This window comes from Azoarcus sp. TTM-91 (assembly GCF_012911025.1).
In the GTDB taxonomy this organism is placed as follows: domain Bacteria; phylum Pseudomonadota; class Gammaproteobacteria; order Burkholderiales; family Rhodocyclaceae; genus Azoarcus.
Genome location: NZ_WUEI01000032.1, coordinates 30,146 through 45,505 on the forward strand (window position 1 = coordinate 30,146; position 15,360 = coordinate 45,505).

Annotated in this window: 10 protein-coding genes; 5 read left to right on the forward strand and 5 right to left on the reverse strand. The window is 68.2% G+C overall.

The window, feature by feature from the left end; all coding sequences use genetic code 11:
• Positions 1-21 precede the first annotated feature (21 nt).
• On the reverse strand, positions 22-1,293 hold the full coding sequence (locus GRF61_RS11175) for a bifunctional O-acetylhomoserine aminocarboxypropyltransferase/cysteine synthase (protein ID WP_169150733.1): 1,272 nt from the start codon (positions 1,291-1,293) through the stop codon (positions 22-24).
• A 296-nt stretch (positions 1,294-1,589) separates the two neighbouring features.
• On the opposite strand from GRF61_RS11175, the gene GRF61_RS11180 reads away from it, so the two are divergent.
• Positions 1,590-1,871, forward strand: coding sequence for a hypothetical protein (locus GRF61_RS11180; RefSeq protein ID WP_169150734.1), 282 nt, complete (start codon positions 1,590-1,592; stop codon positions 1,869-1,871).
• An 89-nt stretch (positions 1,872-1,960) separates the two neighbouring features.
• On the opposite strand, the gene GRF61_RS11185 is transcribed toward GRF61_RS11180, so the two are convergent.
• The gene (locus tag GRF61_RS11185; RefSeq protein WP_169150735.1) at positions 1,961-4,522 is read right to left on the reverse strand and encodes a bifunctional diguanylate cyclase/phosphodiesterase; all 2,562 of its coding nucleotides are present in this window, start codon (positions 4,520-4,522) and stop codon (positions 1,961-1,963) included.
• Between the two features lie 241 nt (positions 4,523-4,763).
• Between GRF61_RS11185 and GRF61_RS11190 the strand changes: the two genes are divergently transcribed.
• Positions 4,764-5,867, forward strand: a complete 1,104-nt coding sequence (locus GRF61_RS11190; protein WP_169150736.1) for a transcriptional regulator — start codon at positions 4,764-4,766, stop codon at positions 5,865-5,867.
• Between the two features lie 133 nt (positions 5,868-6,000).
• On the forward strand, positions 6,001-7,566 hold the full coding sequence (locus GRF61_RS11195) for a hypothetical protein (protein ID WP_169150737.1): 1,566 nt from the start codon (positions 6,001-6,003) through the stop codon (positions 7,564-7,566).
• A 17-nt stretch (positions 7,567-7,583) separates the two neighbouring features.
• Here the strand turns inward: GRF61_RS11195 and GRF61_RS11200 are convergent, their stop codons facing one another.
• The gene (locus tag GRF61_RS11200) at positions 7,584-10,766 is read right to left on the reverse strand and encodes an error-prone DNA polymerase (RefSeq protein WP_169150738.1); all 3,183 of its coding nucleotides are present in this window, start codon (positions 10,764-10,766) and stop codon (positions 7,584-7,586) included.
• Positions 10,767-11,152: 386 nt separating this feature from the next.
• Here GRF61_RS11200 and GRF61_RS11205 point away from each other — a divergent pair, with 386 nt between their 5' ends.
• Together GRF61_RS11205 and arsC are read left to right on the forward strand one after the other, a co-directional pair.
• Positions 11,153-12,943: a PDZ domain-containing protein gene (locus GRF61_RS11205; protein ID WP_169150739.1), complete on the forward strand. Its 1,791-nt coding sequence runs from the start codon at positions 11,153-11,155 to the stop codon at positions 12,941-12,943.
• Positions 12,944-12,999: 56 nt separating this feature from the next.
• Entirely contained in the window at positions 13,000-13,347 is a 348-nt protein-coding gene (gene arsC, locus GRF61_RS11210) for an arsenate reductase (glutaredoxin) (RefSeq protein ID WP_169150740.1), read from the forward strand.
• A 47-nt stretch (positions 13,348-13,394) separates the two neighbouring features.
• On the opposite strand, the gene GRF61_RS11215 is transcribed toward arsC, so the two are convergent.
• Both GRF61_RS11215 and GRF61_RS11220 read right to left on the reverse strand, forming a co-directional pair.
• The gene (locus GRF61_RS11215) at positions 13,395-14,762 is read right to left on the reverse strand and encodes an MATE family efflux transporter (RefSeq protein WP_169150741.1); all 1,368 of its coding nucleotides are present in this window, start codon (positions 14,760-14,762) and stop codon (positions 13,395-13,397) included.
• Positions 14,763-14,785: 23 nt separating this feature from the next.
• Positions 14,786-15,360: hypothetical protein (locus GRF61_RS11220; RefSeq protein WP_348982383.1), on the reverse strand; the 575-nt coding region annotated here is incomplete at its 5' end.

Below are 15,360 nucleotides of genomic sequence, written 5' to 3' on the forward strand. Positions count from 1 at the left end.
TTCTTTATGGGGCTGTCTGGCTCAGACCGCGGCGAGCGCCTGTTCCAGGTCGGCGCGGATGTCGTCGATGTGCTCGATGCCGATGGACAGCCGCACCATGTCTTCGGATACGCCAGCGCGCTTCAGTTCGTCCGGCCCCAACTGGCGGTGGGTGGTGGAGGCCGGGTGGCAGGCGAGGGATTTTGCGTCGCCGATGTTCACCAGCCGGGTCACCAGCTTCAACGCATCCTGGAAGCGGGCGCCGGCTTCGCGGCCGCCGCGAACGCCGAAGGAGAGGATGCCGGAGGCGCGGCCTCCCATGTACTTGCGAACCAGGCCGTGGTCGGCGTGGTCCGGCAGGCCGGCGTAATTCACCCATTCAACCTTCTCCTGCGCCCGCAGGAATTCCGCCACCTTCAGCGTGTTCTCGCAGATGCGGTCCATGCGCAGGGCCAGCGTTTCTATGCCCTGCAGGATCAGGAAGGCGTTGAAGGGGCTGAGTGCGGCGCCGGTGTTGCGCAGCGGCACCACCCGGGCGCGGCCGATATAGGCTGCGGCGCCCAGGGCTTCGGTGTAGGTCACGCCGTGGTAGGACACGTCCGGCTCGTTCAGGCGGCGGAAGCGGGCCTTGTGCTCTGCCCAGGGGAATTTGCCGGAGTCGACGATGGCGCCGCCAATGGAATTGCCGTGGCCGCCCAGGTACTTGGTCAGCGAGTGGACGACGATGTCGGCGCCATGCTCGAAGGGGCGGCACAGGTACGGTGTGGGTACGGTGTTGTCCACGATCAGCGGGATGCCGTGGCGGTGGGCGATCTCGGCCAGGCGCTCGAAGTCGGTGATGTTGCCCAGCGGGTTGCCGACGGATTCGCAGAAGATCGCCTTGGTGCGCTCATCGATCAGCTTGCCGAAGGCGGCCGGGTCGCGGTGGTCGGCAAAGCGGACTTCGATGCCCAGTTGGGGGAAAGTATGGGCAAAAAGATTGTAGGTGCCGCCATAGAGGGTGGCGGCGGAGACGATGTTGTCCCCGGTTTCGGCGATGGTCTGGATGGCGTAGGTGATGGCCGCCATGCCGGAAGCCACGGCTAGCGAGGCGATGCCGCCCTCCAGCGCCGCGATGCGTTCCTCCAGCACCGCGGTCGTGGGATTCATGATCCGGGTGTAGATGTTGCCGGCCACCTTTAGGTCGAAAAGATCTGCGCCATGCTGGGTGTCATCGAAGGCGTAGGAGGTGGTCTGGTAGATGGGAACGGCTACCGCTTTGGTGGTGGGATCAGGGCTGTAACCGCCATGCACGGCGAGGGTTTCGAGTTTCATGGTGTCTCCTCTAAGTGGAATGAGGCCGGAGTATAGCCAGACGCAGTTCGATTAAGAAATCAACAAAACTGCGTAAGGTGGTGCCGGGAAGTGATTGAAAGAATATGTATTTTTTTGTGCGCTGCAGATTGCCGCTTTTCTTCAAGTGGGGATAATGACGCCTTCCACACCCTTCGCCGGCCTGCTCTGGCGAAGATGACGTAGCAATATAAGAAGGAGGGCTCGGGATGGAGTCTGTCGAGCGTGTTTCTACTTGGCTTGAATTTGCATTTGCGCCGCTGCGGCAGCAGGCGCGAGTGAGGTTGCACCCGGTGAGCGGCCAGCGCAATGGCTGCTTCGCGCTGTCGCTGGACAGCCGCTGGCTGCATGCCGGTGACGGCCGGCTGACGCTATTCGAGGGGTTGGGGGCCGCACTGCATTTCCTGAAGGTCACCCGGGTGAAGGATTTCGAGCCGGGAGAGCCCTTGCCGGATTCCCTGTGCCGGGAAAACAGCCAGTACTGCCTGTGCGTGGATCGCCAGAAGGGATTGAAGAACTGCACGCGCAATTGCCCGGCGGCGGGCAGGCTGGATTCCTGAACATCCGCTGCGGATCCCAAAAACAAGGCGGCGCCACCTTCCGGTGAGCGCCGCCTTGTTTTTGGGCGGCCGGCAGCCGCCTGCGATGACTAGCCGGCGGCCTCCGGTTGCATGCGCTGGCCGAGGATTTCCCGGTCGGGCCGGCCGACGTGGTAACCCTGCGCGTAGTCGATGCCGAAGTCCTTCAGCAGCGCCAGCACCTCGGCCGACTCGACGAACTCCGCCACCACCTCGATCTTCAACGCCCGCGCCAGTTCGGTGATGCTCTGGACGAAGATGCGGTCGCGCTCGCTGTGGATCATGTTGGCGATGAAGTCGCCCTCGATCTTCAGGAAGTCGAACGGAAAGCGACGCAGGTAGTGGAAGGAGGAGAAGCCGGAACCGAAGTCGTCGATGGCGAGGCGGAAGCCCTCGGAGCGCAGATCCACGATGAAGCGCTCCAGCAGCGACAGGTTCTTCACCGTGTCGCGCTCGGTGATCTCGAACACGATGCGTTCCGGTGCGATGCCGGAATTGCGCACCACGGTGCGCAGCGTGCGGGCGAACTCGGCCAGCACCAGGGCGCGCGGCGAGAGGTTGAAGAAGATGTAGCCGCTGTAGTCGCTCTGCCGCACCTTCTCCAGCGCGGCTTCGATGACGATGGCGTCCAGCCGGTGGATCACGCCTATCTTCTCGGCGATCTCGATGAACTGGTCCGCCCGCATCAACTGGCCGCCGACTTCCAGCCGCGACAGCACCTCCACCGCGGCAATGGCGCCGGACTGCACAGCCATGATGGGCTGGAAGAAAGGAATCACCCTGCGCTCGTTCACCGCCGCCAGCACCGCCATGCTCATCTCGGAGACGTCGCGGAACACCGCCATAACGTCCTCGGTGGTTGGCAGCACCACCCGCTCCTTACCCTCGTTCTTGGCGCGGTACATCATGTTGTCGGCGAACAGGAAGAGATCCTTGGCCGAAGTCGCATGGTCGGGGAACACGGCCAGGCCGATGGAAACGGTGGCGCGTATCGCATCGCCGTTGGGGGCGTCCACCGTCAGCTGGCGGGTGGTTTCCAGCACCCGGCGCGCCAGGGTGTATCCCTGTTCGAGCTGGGTCTCCGGCAGGATGACGACGAACTCGTCGCCACCGTAGCGCGCCAGCACGTCGCCGCTGCGCAGGGCGTCGCGGATGGCGGTGGCGAACTGCTGCAGGTAGTGGTCGCCGGTGGCGTGGCCGTAGTGGTCGTTGATCAGCTTGAAGTTGTCGAGGTCGATCACCAGCAGGGTGGCGGCGCTGTCGTGCCGGCGGCAGCGGTCCACCTCGTAGCCCAGCAACTCCCAGAACACCCGCTGGTTGTAGAGGTCAGTCAGGGGGTCCCGGGTGGCGTAGTACTCCAGGTCACGGGTGTACTTGTGGATGGCCTTGATGGAGCCGACCACGTTGAGCAGGGTGGAGAGGATGGAGTCGATCACCAGGTTGTGCGTCTGCTCCAGCATGGCGCCGGAATGCACGCCGATGCCGACGATGCTGCCGATCTTCGGACGATCGACGAAGAAGGATTTCACCCTCAGCGTGAGGTCGCGGCTGTCTATGGTGGGCGCGTTGTCGGCGGCGTCGGGGTAGTGGTGATGGATGTTCAGCGTGGCCGGTTCACTGAAGCGGGTGTCGGCACGCAGGGTTTCGTGCACCGTCTGCTCGATGTGCTGGCGGATGGCCTCGTCGGGCAGGGCATGCCAGAAGATCTCGATGTCGAACAGCTCGTCGTCGATCTGGAACACCGAGAACAGCACCCGGGCGTCGACGATGGCGTTGATCTCCTGCAGCAGCTTGCCGACGTAGGCGCGCCAGTCGCGTATCACCTCCGAGGTGATGACGAATTTCTCCAGCAGGCCGATCTCGAACAGCAGGATGTCCTTGTCCACCGCGATGGTGCGCAGGCGGGCGGCGAGGCCGGCGATGGCGTCGTGCATGCGCTCGATCTCGGTAAAGCTGTCCGGCCGGGCACGCGGCACCAGATGGCGCAGATCGGCCACCTTGTTGATGGACTCCAGGCTGCGCTCGACCTCGCTGACGCTGCCGGCGATCCTGCGGCTGACCCACCACACCGCCGCGCCCGCCAGCAGCAAGCCGAACAGCAGGCTGGGCACCGCGGTGGTATAGAAGCCGAAGCGCACGTCCTGCAGCACCTTGGCGTAGGGCTGGGTCACCTCGATAGCGCCGAGCACGTCGCCGCTGCGGACATTGTCGTGGCAGGCGAGGCAGCGGGATTCCGCCTTCAGCGCGTGTACGCTGCGGAACTCGCCTTCCTCCAGCTTATCGGTGGACTCGCCGTATTCCAGGGCGCGCCGCACAAGCTGGCCGGGCGCGGGTTGGGCGATGTTGCCGTAGCGTGCTTCCACTGCAGGCCCACGGAAGATGGCGACCCGCAGGCCATTCCTGCCGTCGCCATGCACGCCGGCAAGGAACTCCTCCGCCTGGGCGCGGCTCCAGCCTTGGCTCATGACGACGTACATGGCGGCGAAACTGAGGCGGGCAGCCTCGTTCGCCTGGCTGCGGGCGTGGGTGCTGAACGCGGAATCGAAGGCCTGGCCTATCGCCAACCAGCTGCCGCCAAGGAAAATGATGCCGACGGCGGCGGAGGTGGCAAGGATGAAGCCTCTGAGATTCATGCGCGCTATTCCGGTTTGAGTAGGCCGGAAGACTAGCGAGGGGGAGATGGTTCGCATTTGCGAAATATCAAAACCATGCCGTCCTGAAAAGGCGCAACGCGTGCATTGCTGCTGGGCAAGGTAGCGCCGGTTTTCGGCCTTATGGTATTACCCCATCCCTGGTTGCGCCCGATCCATGCCGTCAGGCTAAAGGGGTGTCGGGCTGGATAGATCCAAGGCAAGGAATCACAGGAGAGCTGACATGGCAGCGGAGAACGGCAAGGCGGCGGAGCAGGCCGCAGGACAGGACAAGCAGGCGGGCACCGCGACCGCGAAGAAGCGGCCGGCCAACTCCACGCCCGCAGCGAAGGCTGGCGCGGCGGGCAAGCCACCCGCAGCGAAGGCGAAGATGGCGACAAAGGCCGTGGCGAAGACGCCAGCGTCAAAGGCGGTGAGTGCAGCAAAGGCGGCTGATGCCGCGCCCCGGCAGGCAACGCCACCGGCTGCGGCTCAGCCCTCCGCGGCAGCGGCGCCAAAGCCTGCGGGTACGACGCCGGCAGTCGCGGCCAAGCCGGCCAACGCCCGCCCGGCGCAGTCCGCCGCAAGCAAGCCTGCGGCGAATGGACGTGGTTCAGCAAAGCCGGCAGCCTCACCAGAAGCTGTGGGCAAGCCTGCTCCCAAACCCCGCTCCAAGCCCAACGCCAGGGCTTCAGTCACTCCCGCGTCCGGCGCCGCCGCCAAGCCGGCTTCCGCTGCGGCGCAGGCGTCTGCCAACGGCGCGGCGGGCAAGCCGGCGGCTAAGCGCGCGGCCCCAGCCGCGCCTGCGCCCAGAGCCAGGACGGCGGCTGAGGCTGCGCCGGCGTCGGCCAAGGTTGCTGGCGGCAACGGCGCCAAGCCGGCCGCGGCCAATACCCGCGTACCCAAGGCCGAGACCGCCAAGAAGCCTGTCGCTGTCGCCGGCACGGCCAGGAAAGCGCCCGCGTCCGCCGGCGCATCCGTCAAGAGCGGCAAAGCGGTCAAGGCTGCGGCGGCCCCCCGGAAAGTTGCCGATCCGCAACCGGCCGCTGCGGTCAAGGCGCAGGCCAAGGGGGAAGGTGCGGCGACGAAGGCCAAGCCGGCTGACAAGGCCAAGGCCGGCAAGGCGGGCAAGCGGGAGAAAGTGGTGCGGGATTCCTTCTCCTTGCCCAAGCATGAGCATGCGCAACTCAAGCAGTTGCGGGCCGATCTGCTGAAGGCCGGCCGCGAGAGCACCAAGTCCGAATTGCTGCGCGCTGGCCTGAGCCTGCTGGCGACGCGCGGGAAGGGCGAACTGCTGGCGCTGCTGAATGCGCTGCCGGTGGTGCCCAAGGGCAAGAGCAAGAAGTAGGCAGCGCTGCAACTGCCACAGCGGTCGCTTTCCCGGCCGCTGCCTGGGGCGACCACGGCCGGATTAAGTATCGCCGGCGGTGGTCGCCCTTTCCTTTGCAGAACCCCCCGCCGTGACCGGAAGCCGCGCCATCATGATTCGACTCAACCTGGCTTCGCTGACCAGACAGCCCCTGCTGGACGAGGATGGTGTGGCGATGCCGCCGGCCTATGGCGGCAGGGAGTCGGCGCATATCGTCGATGGCATGGAACTGCTCGACGCGCTGGAGACGCCGGTGATGTTCACCGCCGATCCCGGCGCCCGCCTGCAGATGCTGCAGCAGCATGAGCACGCTCTGCAGAGCGTGCTGCCGCCGCTGCTGGACGCCGCGCGCGCCAGTTCCGCGGCCTCGGTGCTGGCAGCACGACGTGCGGCCGTGCTGGCGCAGCAACTGCTGCTTTGCCTGCACACCAGTTACAAGCGGGTGGCGGTGGACCTCGGCCGCGACGCGGGGCGCTTCTTCCGGCGCGGCCCGGTGCGCCAGGCGCTGACCGGTGCGCTGCTCAGCGCCTGGCGCCTGCAATGCGCCCATGCGCGCAGCTATAGCGCCCTGCCGGATGGCTTCTGGCGCGATTGCCACCAGCTTTTCGCCTGCATCGCCGAACAGGGGTGGGAGCGCTATCGCAAGCCGGACGGTGGTGGCAGCGACGGTGCGCGGCTGGGCGAGCTGTACCGCCGCATTCTGCTGCTGGGCATGAACGCGGCCAATCGGCTGGACCCGCAATGGATAGAGAACCTGATCGCGCTGGTGGAGCGCGAGGCGCCCGGCTTGCGCCTGCAGCGCATCCGCGACGTGCCGGACATCCCGGGTGCCTTCGTTTTCCGCGATGACGCCGATCTGCCGCCGCAGTTCGTGGACGAGTTGCCGGTCGGCGGAGCCGAAGCACGTTGGTGGCTGGTGGATCTGGCTCCGGTAAGCCGCGCCCTGAGCGAACGGATGGCGCAGCTGCAGAACGGCGAGTTCGCCTCGCCCCAGGAGTTGCAGCTGCTGTTGCGCTTGCAGCGGGAATGGCTGAATCCGCCGCGGCGGCGTCATCCGCGCCGGCGCCAGTTGCGCTTGATGCAGGTGGAGCTGAAGGTGGGCCTGGTGCATTGCTGGCGGGCGCTGCAGGCAGAGGCGGGTGAGGTCTCGCTGGCGTTCCACGGACTGCCGCTGGAGCTGGAGGGCGCCGGAGAAGATGAAACGCCGGCGGTGCTGCAGGTGTGCAACGAGAGCAGTTCTGGCGTGCAGCTGGAAGGCGAGGCTCCGCCGCAGCCGCTGCGCGCGGGCGAGCTGGTGATGCTGCGCGAAGTCGGCGGCGCCTGGCGGCCCGGGCTGGTGCGCTGGGTTGGCTTCTCCGGCGAGGGGCTGCAACTGCGTTGCGGCGTCGAGTTCGTCGGCGCGCAGGCGGAGGCGGTGAGGGTGATGCCGGTGATCTCGCATCCCAACGGCCGCTACCAGATGGCGCTGCGCCTGCGCCGTGGCCGGGTGCTGCTGATGCCGGGCCGCCATTTCCAGCCGCAGCGCGAGTTCCTGCTGGCCGATGGCCAGCGGCTGGTGAGCGTGCGCGCCCTGCGCCTGCTTGCCCAGGCGGTGCATTACCAGGTGTTCATGATCAAGCAGGGGGACGAGTTGCCATTGCCGGAGCCGCTGCCTGAGCCGGTCGGGCAGGAACGCTGACGGGGCCTGGCCGCTGCTCAATGGAAATCCCGGCTGCGGGTATCCAGCTGGCCGAGCAGGGCGGAGTGGTCCACCACCCGGTTGGCGATCAGCTGCACGACCTGCCCCTGCTTGCTGATCTGGCCATAGACGCCGAGCAGGCGGGCGCCGAGGATTTCCCGCCGCTGGCGCTCGATGAGCTCGGGATGGACGATGACGTTGATCAAGCCGGTCTCGTCCTCCAGCGTCACGAACAAGGTGCCCTTGGCGGTTCCCGGGCGTTGGCGGCAGGTGACGATGCCGGCGCCGCGCGCCAGCATGCGGTCCGGGCTGCCGGCGATGTCGCTGGCGCTGAGGAAGCGCTGGCGGCGCAGTGTCTCCCGCAGCAGGGCCAGCGGATGGCGGCCCAGGGTGAAGCCGAGGCGGGCATAGTCGGCCAGCAGTTCTTCCGCTTCCGTCGGCGCCGTCAGCGCGGTCTGGGCCTCGCGGCCGGGCGCCTGCGCCAGCAGGCCGGGCAGCGGGGCGCTGCCGGCAGCCTGCCACAAGGCCTGGCGGCGATGACCGGCCAGGCCGACGAAGGCGCCGCCGGCGGCGAGATGGCGCAGGTCCAGCGCCGTCAGCCGGGCGCGGATGGCGAGCTCGTCCACCGAGCTCGGCACGGCCTGGCGGCGGGCGGCGGCGATGCGCTGGCCGGCGTCCTCGCCCAGGCCGCGTATCTGCCGCAGGCCGAGGCGCACCGCCGGCTTGGCTGGCGCCGGCGCGGGCAGGGCTTCCAGCGTGGAGTCCCAGTCGCTGATGCGGACGTCCGGCGGCAGTACCTCGACGCCGTGGCGGCGGGCGTCCTGGATCAGCTGCGAGGGCGAGTAGAAGCCCATCGGCTGGCTGTTGAGCAGGCCACAGAGGAAGGCGGCCGGGTGGAAGCATTTCAGCCAGGCGGAGAAATAGACCAGGATGGCGAAGCTGGTGGCGTGGGACTCCGGGAAGCCGTAGCTGCCGAAGCCCTGGATCTGCTTGCACAGGCGTTCGGCGAATTCGGCCGAATAGCCGTTCTTGGCCATGCCCTGCATGAGCTTGATTTCGTAGCGCTTCAGGTCGCCCTTGCGGCGCCAGGCCGCCATGGAGCGGCGCAGGTCGTCGGCCTCGCCGCCGGTGAAGTCGCCGGCCACCATCGCTAGCTGCATGACTTGTTCCTGGAAGATGGGTACGCCATGGGTGCGTTCCAGCACCGGGCGGATTTTTTCCTTCAGGCCGGCCAGCGGGTCTTCTCCGCGCCTGATCCGGGCGCGCGCTTCCAAGTAGGGATGCACCATGCCGCCCTGGATGGGGCCGGGCCGCACGATGGCGACTTCCACCACCAGGTCGTAGAAGGCCCGCGGCAGCAGGCGCGGCAGCATGGTCATCTGGGCGCGGGATTCGACCTGGAAGACGCCGATGGCGTCGGCCTTGCAAAGCATGTCGTAGACCGCTGCCTCCTCCTTCGGAATGTCCGCCAGCGTCAGCCGCCGGCCTTCCCAGGCTGCCACCAGCTCCAGGCTGCGGCGCAGCGCGGTGAGCATGCCCAGCGCCAGCACGTCCACCTTGAGCAGGCCCAGGGTGTCGAGGTCCTCCTTGTCCCATTGGATCACCGTGCGCTCGGCCATGGTGGCGTTCTCGATCGGTACCAGTTCGTCCAGCCGGCCGCGGGCGATGACGAAGCCGCCCACATGCTGGGAGAGGTGGCGGGGGAAGCCGATCAGTTCGGTGGTGAGCGCGGCCAGCCTGTGCACCATCGGGCTGTCCGGGTCCAGGCCGGCGTCGCGCAGGCGCTCCGCCTGGATCTTGCTGCCGTCGAACCAGAAATGATCGCGGCACAGGCGCTCGAGCTGCGCCTCGCCGAAGCCCAGCGCGCGACCGACGTCGCGCAGTGCGCTGCGGGCGCGGTAGCTGATCACGGTGGCCGCCAGCGCGGCGCGCTCGCGGCCGTACTTGCGGTAGATGTACTGGATGACTTCTTCGCGGCGGTCGTGCTCGAAGTCGACGTCGATGTCCGGCGGCTCGTTGCGCTCGCGCGAGATGAAGCGTTCCAGCACCAGGTTGCCGGTTTCCGGCGATACCTCGGTGACGCCCAGTGCCCAGCACACCACCGAATTCGCCGCCGAGCCGCGCCCCTGGCAGAGGATGCCCTGGCTGCGGGCGTAGCGGACGATGTCATGCACCGTGAGGAAGTAAGCCTCGTAGCCCAGCTCCCGGATCAGCGCCAGCTCCTGCTCCACCTGCTTGCGGACGGTGGGCGGCGCGGGATCGGCCCCGGCCGGCGGCGGAGCGGGCGCGCCCGGCGCGGCGACCGCCGAGCGTTCGCCCATGGAGGGGTCGAGGAAGCGCCACGCCAGCCCGCCCTCGACCAGCCGGCGCAGCCAGGAGGCAGCGCTTTCCCCGGCGGGTACCAGCTCCTGCGGATACTCGTAGCGCAGTTCATCCAGCCTGAAGCGGCAGCGCCCGGCAATCACCAGTGTTTCCGCCAGCAGGGCGGCCGGGTAGCGCCGAGCCAACGTTGCCCGCTCATGCAGGCGGCGCTCGCCATTGGCGGCGAGCCGGTAGCCGGCCTCGGCCACCGGGACATGAAGGCGGATGGCGGCGAGCACATCCGCCAGCGGGCGGCGGGCGGCCGCGTGCATCAGCGCGCCGGTGGCGGCGACCGCCGGGATGCCGGCTTGCGCCGCCACCGCCTGCAGCAGCGCCAGCCGGGGCCGCTCATGCCCGTCCAGCGGCAGGTCCACCGCCAGCCAGCTGGCATCGGGAAAACGGTCGTGTGTCCACCGGCAGGCTTCCACCAACTGCCCGGCGTCCGGTACGCCCGGTGGCGCCAGTACCAGCGCGAGGCAGCCGGGCAGGCCACGAGCGAGGTCTTCCCGGCGCAGGCTATAACTGCCTTTCTCCGCCGCCCGCCGGCCGCGGCTGATCAGGCGGGAGAGGGCGCCATAGCCCTGGCGGTCGGTGGCCAGTAGTACCAGGCGGAGGCCGTCATCCAGCGCAATCTCGCTGCCGACGATGAGTTGCAGCGGCAGTTGATGGCTGTGGATTTCCCGGTAGGCCCGTACCACGCCGGCCAGCGAGCATTCGTCGGTGATCGCCAGCGCGCGATAACCATGGGCGGCCGCCTGCTGCGCCAGCTCTTCCGGATGGGAGGCGCCGCGCTGGAAGCTGAAGTTGGAGAGGCAGTGGAGTTCGGCGTAATCGACCATGGCGGCGATAACTGTATACCTGTACAGTTATCGCCGCCACAGCGGGGGAACGTGTGAAACGGTCGTGGAAGTTGTCCCCGCCCATCGTGGGTGAAGCTGTGGAAAACCTGTGGCGAGGTGCTTCAAGAGGCTGTTTATAAAGGGTTCCCTGGCGTTGACTAAAAAATGGGCACGGACCGGGAAAGGCTTCTCGGTACGCTGAGAGTGCTGCGGTGTGCCCGCTTTTCCCCAGCCGCCGTGGATGGCCCTGTGGATAAGGTGTGGGGGAAGCAGCTATCGCCTTGAGCGCAAAGGCGGGGTGCGGGCTGCCCTAAAATCGGGCAGCGGTTTGAGGCGGCGGCTGCGGAGCGCCTAGAATCGCGGTCTTTGCCCACAGGTCCTGGTCCATGAGCGCTGCTGTCCCGATCCGCTACGTCATTCGCCCGGCCCGCCCCGAGGCCCATCTGTTCGAAGTGAGCTGCACGGTGGCGCAGCCGGATGCCGCCGGCCAGCGCTTCAGCCTGCCGGCCTGGATTCCGGGCAGCTACATGATCCGCGAGTTCGCCCGCAACATCGTCAGCCTGCGCGCCGAGGCCGGCGGCAAGCCGGTGAAGCTGGAAAAGCTGGACAAGCACAGCTGGCGTGCGGCCCCGGTGGCGGCCGGCAAGGCGCTGACCTTGCACTACGAGGTCTATGCCTGGGATCTCTCGGTGCGCGCCGCCCACCTCGACCAGACCCACGGTTTCTTCAACGGCACCAGTGTTTTCCTGGCAGTGGAAGGGCAGGTGGATGCACCCTGCCTGGTGGACATCCAGCCGCCTCCGGCCACCGCCGCCAAGGGCTGGAAGGTGGCGACCGCGCTGCCGCGTGCCGCCGGCGAACGCGGTGCCGCCAAGGCCTACGGTTTCGGCCTCTACCGCGCGGCGAACTACGACGAGCTGATCGACCACCCGGTGGAAATGGGCCGCTACACGCTTGCCCACTTCGAGGCCGGCGGCGTGCGCCATGACATCGTGCTCACCGGCCGCCACGACTGCGACACCGCGCGCCTCGCCCGGGACCTCGAGCGCGTCTGCAACTGGCAGATCGAACTTTTCGGCGCGCCGACGCCGATGGACTACTACGCCTTCCTCACCCTCATCGTCGGCGATGGCTACGGCGGCCTGGAGCACCGCGCCTCCACCGCGCTGATCGCCAGCCGGGGCGATCTGCCCTGGCCCGGCATGAAGGGCCTGCCGGACGGCTACAAAACCTTCCTCGGCTTGTGCAGTCACGAGTACTTCCACACCTGGAACGTCAAGCGCATCAAGCCCGCCGCCTTCACGCCCTACGATCTGGCGCAGGAGAACTACACCCGCCTGCTGTGGGCCTTCGAGGGCTTCACCTCCTATTACGACGACCTCGCCCTGGTGCGCAGTGGCGTGCTGCCGGCGGAGGACTACCTCGGCCTGCTGGGCAAGACGGTGTCCGCCGTGCTGCGCGGCTCGGGCCGCCTGAAACAGAGCGTGGCCGAATCCTCCTTCGACGCCTGGACCAAGTATTACCGCCAGGACGAGAACGCCCCCAACGCCATCGTCAGCTACTACGCCAAGGGCTCGCTGATCGCGCTGGCGCTGGACCTGCAGTTGCGCGAGGCGAGCGCCGGCAAGCGCAGCCTGGACGATGTGATGCGCCTGCTGTGGCAGCGCCATGGCCGCACTGGCGCAGGGGTGGCCGAGGACGGCATCTACGCCGCGGTCGCCGAGATCGGCGGCGATGCGCTGGCCGCCTGGCTGCGCAAGACGGTGGAAGGCACCGACGACCTGCCGCTCGCCCGCCTGCTGAAGGGCTTCGGCGTGGGCTACAAGGCCGAGGCCGCTTCCGCCGCGCCAGTGCTGGGCGCCAAGCTGGCAGGCAGCGGCGAGGTGAAGCTGGCGAACGTCTACGACGGCGGCGCGGCCCAAGCGGCCGGGCTGTCGGCGGGCGACGTGCTGGTCGCGGTGGATGGCCTGAAGGCCGGCAGCGTGGCGGCGGTGGAGGCCATGCTGGCCCGCCGCCAGCCGGGCGAGCGCGTCGAGCTCCACGCCTTCCGCCGCGACGAGCTGATGCGCTTCGAGTTGACGCTGGCCGCCGCGCCGGCCGAGAGCATCAAGCTCACCCTCGCGGACAAGCCCACGCCGGCCGCGCGCCGCCTGCGCAAGGGCTGGCTGGGCGCCTGAGTCCGATACCGCCCAACAGGTTTTGATTCGATCTTTCGATACCCAGGAGCTTCCCGATGAGCGACATCCGCATCTACCACAACCCCCGCTGCGGCAAGAGCCGCTCCGCTTGCGCGCTCTTGGCGGAAAAGGGCGTCACGCCCGAGGTCGTCGAGTACCTGAAGACGCCGCCAAGCAAGGAAGAGCTGCGCGGCCTGCTGGCCAAACTGGGCATGAAGCCGGAGGCGCTGCTGCGCAAGGGTGAGGACGTGTTCAAGGAGCACTACGCCGGCAAGCAGCTGGACGACGACGGCTGGCTGGACGCCATGGTCGCCCATCCCATCCTGATCGAGCGCCCCATCATCGTCCGCGGCGACAAGGCGGTGGTCGGCCGGCCGCCGGAGCGGGTGAACGAACTGTTCTGAGGTTCGTGCTGGCCGGCGCCCGCCGCCCGCGGCGGGCTGCCGGGCATTCAGGTGGCGGCGCGACCCAGCCGGCGGGTTACCTGCCGCAGCAAGGCGCCGAACAGCAGGGAGGCGAGCAGGGTCGCCAGCACGCCGGCCTCCCAGAAGCCGGCCACGCTGGGCGCCGCCACCCGCCAGGGCGCGTGGAAGCTCAGCCAGTAGCCGCAGCCCAGGCCCACGCCCCAGAAGCACAGCGTGTGCAGCAGCATGGGCGCGAAGGTGATCTTGTAGCCGCGCAGGGCGTGGGAGGCCACCGTCTGTACCGCGTCGAAGAGCTGGTAGACGCAGATGAACACGATCAGCCCCAGCGCCACCGCCCGCACGCCTTCATCCGCCGAAGACAGCGCGACCACCGGCGCCCGCGCCAGCCACAGCAGCAGGCCGATGCCGCCCGCCAGGCCGGCGGTGATCAGCAGCGCCACCCGTATCGTCGCCCGCGCCCGGGCCCAGTCGCCGGCGCCTGCCGCCTGGCCCACCAGTACCAGCGTGGCGATGGACATCGACAGCGGCAGCATGTAGATCAGCGCCGCCAGGTTGGCGACGATGCGGTGGCCGGCTACCGCCTCCGCGCCCAGCCGGGCGACGAAGAGTGCGATCAGGGTGAAGGAGGTGATCTCGATGAAGGTGGAAAAACCCATCGGCACGCCCAGCCGCAACAGCGCGCCCAGCGCCCGCAGCCGCGGCGGCTGCCAGGCGGTGAAGATGCGGTAGCGTTGGTAGGCCGGGTTGCGGACGAGGTAGGTGGCGCCGCACAGCAGCGCCAGCCAGCAGACGACGGCGGTGGACAGCCCGCAGCCGGCGGCGCCCAGCGGCGCGAAGCCGAGGTGGCCGTGGGTCAGTGCCCAGGCCAGCGGCACATGGCTGGTGGTGGTGACGAAGCTGATCGTCATCAGTACCCGCGGCCGGCCCACCGCGTTGTTGAAGGCGTAGAAGGTGCGGTAGAGCAGCACCGCCGGCAGGCCGATGGCGGTCGCCATCATGTAGTCCGCCGCCTTCTCCGCCACCTCCGCCGGCACCCGCGCGAGTTCCAGCAGCATGCCCGGCTGCGCCAGCATCAGCGTGCCGGGCAGCGCCAGCATGGCGGCCAGCCAGAAACCCTGTTGCAGCGCCGGGCCGATCTCCTCCAGGCGGCCGGCGCCGTAATGGTGGGCGATGGTGGGCGCCACCGCCTGCAGGATGCCGACCAGCAACATCACCACCGAGACATAAAGCCCGCCGCCCACCGCCACCGCCGCCAGATCGGCGGTGCCGTAGGCGCCGGCGATCAGCGTGTCCGCCACCATCATGCCGATGGAGAGCACTTGGGCGACCAGCACCGGCCAGGCGTGGTGGAGCAGCCGCCGGGCAACGGTGGAGAAGGATTCGGGAGCGGACATCGGGGCGCGGCAACCGGCGGAGCTCAGCCCTTGCGCTGCAGCTTCGACCGCCAGTAGCGCCAGGCGAGGAAGCTGAAGAAGCCGGTGGCGAGGATGAGGAAGCCTATGCCCTGCCAGTAGGGAATCGGATCGGTGGCGAGGAAGTAGTCGCGCGAGGGGCTGGGGAAATGCACCCGGCCCCTCAGCAGCGAATCGACGATGGTCGCCAGCGTGGCTGCCGCCGGCAGGAACCAGATCAGGAAGCCGAGGCCGACGATGAACTTGTCCAGCACCGGCGTGCGCTTGTCGCGCGCCTGATAGACGCTCTCCACGCCGCACCACAGCGCGACCAGGAAGCCGATCAGGCACAGCAGGGGCGCGATGGCGAGCGCGGCGCCGAAGGCGGTGGCTGCACCCATGAAGGTGGCGCCTTCCAGCGGCATGATGCCGGCCCACAGCACTTCGGCCGAGCGGAACAGCCAGATCGACAGCGGCAGGGCGATCACGAACAGCAGCAGGGCATTGCGGGCACGGCGCCGGCTGGCATCGCCGGGGAGGCGGGCGGGGGCGGACGGAGAAGCGGTGGGCCTGAGGTCGGTCGCACGGGGAGGAAAGGAGG

Excerpts from the sequence above, each read along its gene's own strand:
- GRF61_RS11175 (WP_169150733.1), bottom strand. The coding sequence starts at position 1,293 with ATGAAACTCGAAACCCTCGCCGTGCATGGCGGTTACAGCCCTGATCCC.
- GRF61_RS11185 (WP_169150735.1), bottom strand. The coding sequence starts at position 4,522 with ATGAATCTCAGAGGCTTCATCCTTGCCACCTCCGCCGCCGTCGGCATC.
- GRF61_RS11190 (WP_169150736.1), top strand. The coding sequence starts at position 4,764 with ATGGCAGCGGAGAACGGCAAGGCGGCGGAGCAGGCCGCAGGACAGGAC.
- GRF61_RS11195 (WP_169150737.1), top strand. The coding sequence starts at position 6,001 with ATGATTCGACTCAACCTGGCTTCGCTGACCAGACAGCCCCTGCTGGAC.
- GRF61_RS11200 (WP_169150738.1), bottom strand. The coding sequence starts at position 10,766 with ATGGTCGATTACGCCGAACTCCACTGCCTCTCCAACTTCAGCTTCCAG.
- GRF61_RS11205 (WP_169150739.1), top strand. The coding sequence starts at position 11,153 with ATGAGCGCTGCTGTCCCGATCCGCTACGTCATTCGCCCGGCCCGCCCC.
- arsC (WP_169150740.1), top strand. The coding sequence starts at position 13,000 with ATGAGCGACATCCGCATCTACCACAACCCCCGCTGCGGCAAGAGCCGC.
- GRF61_RS11215 (WP_169150741.1), bottom strand. The coding sequence starts at position 14,762 with ATGTCCGCTCCCGAATCCTTCTCCACCGTTGCCCGGCGGCTGCTCCAC.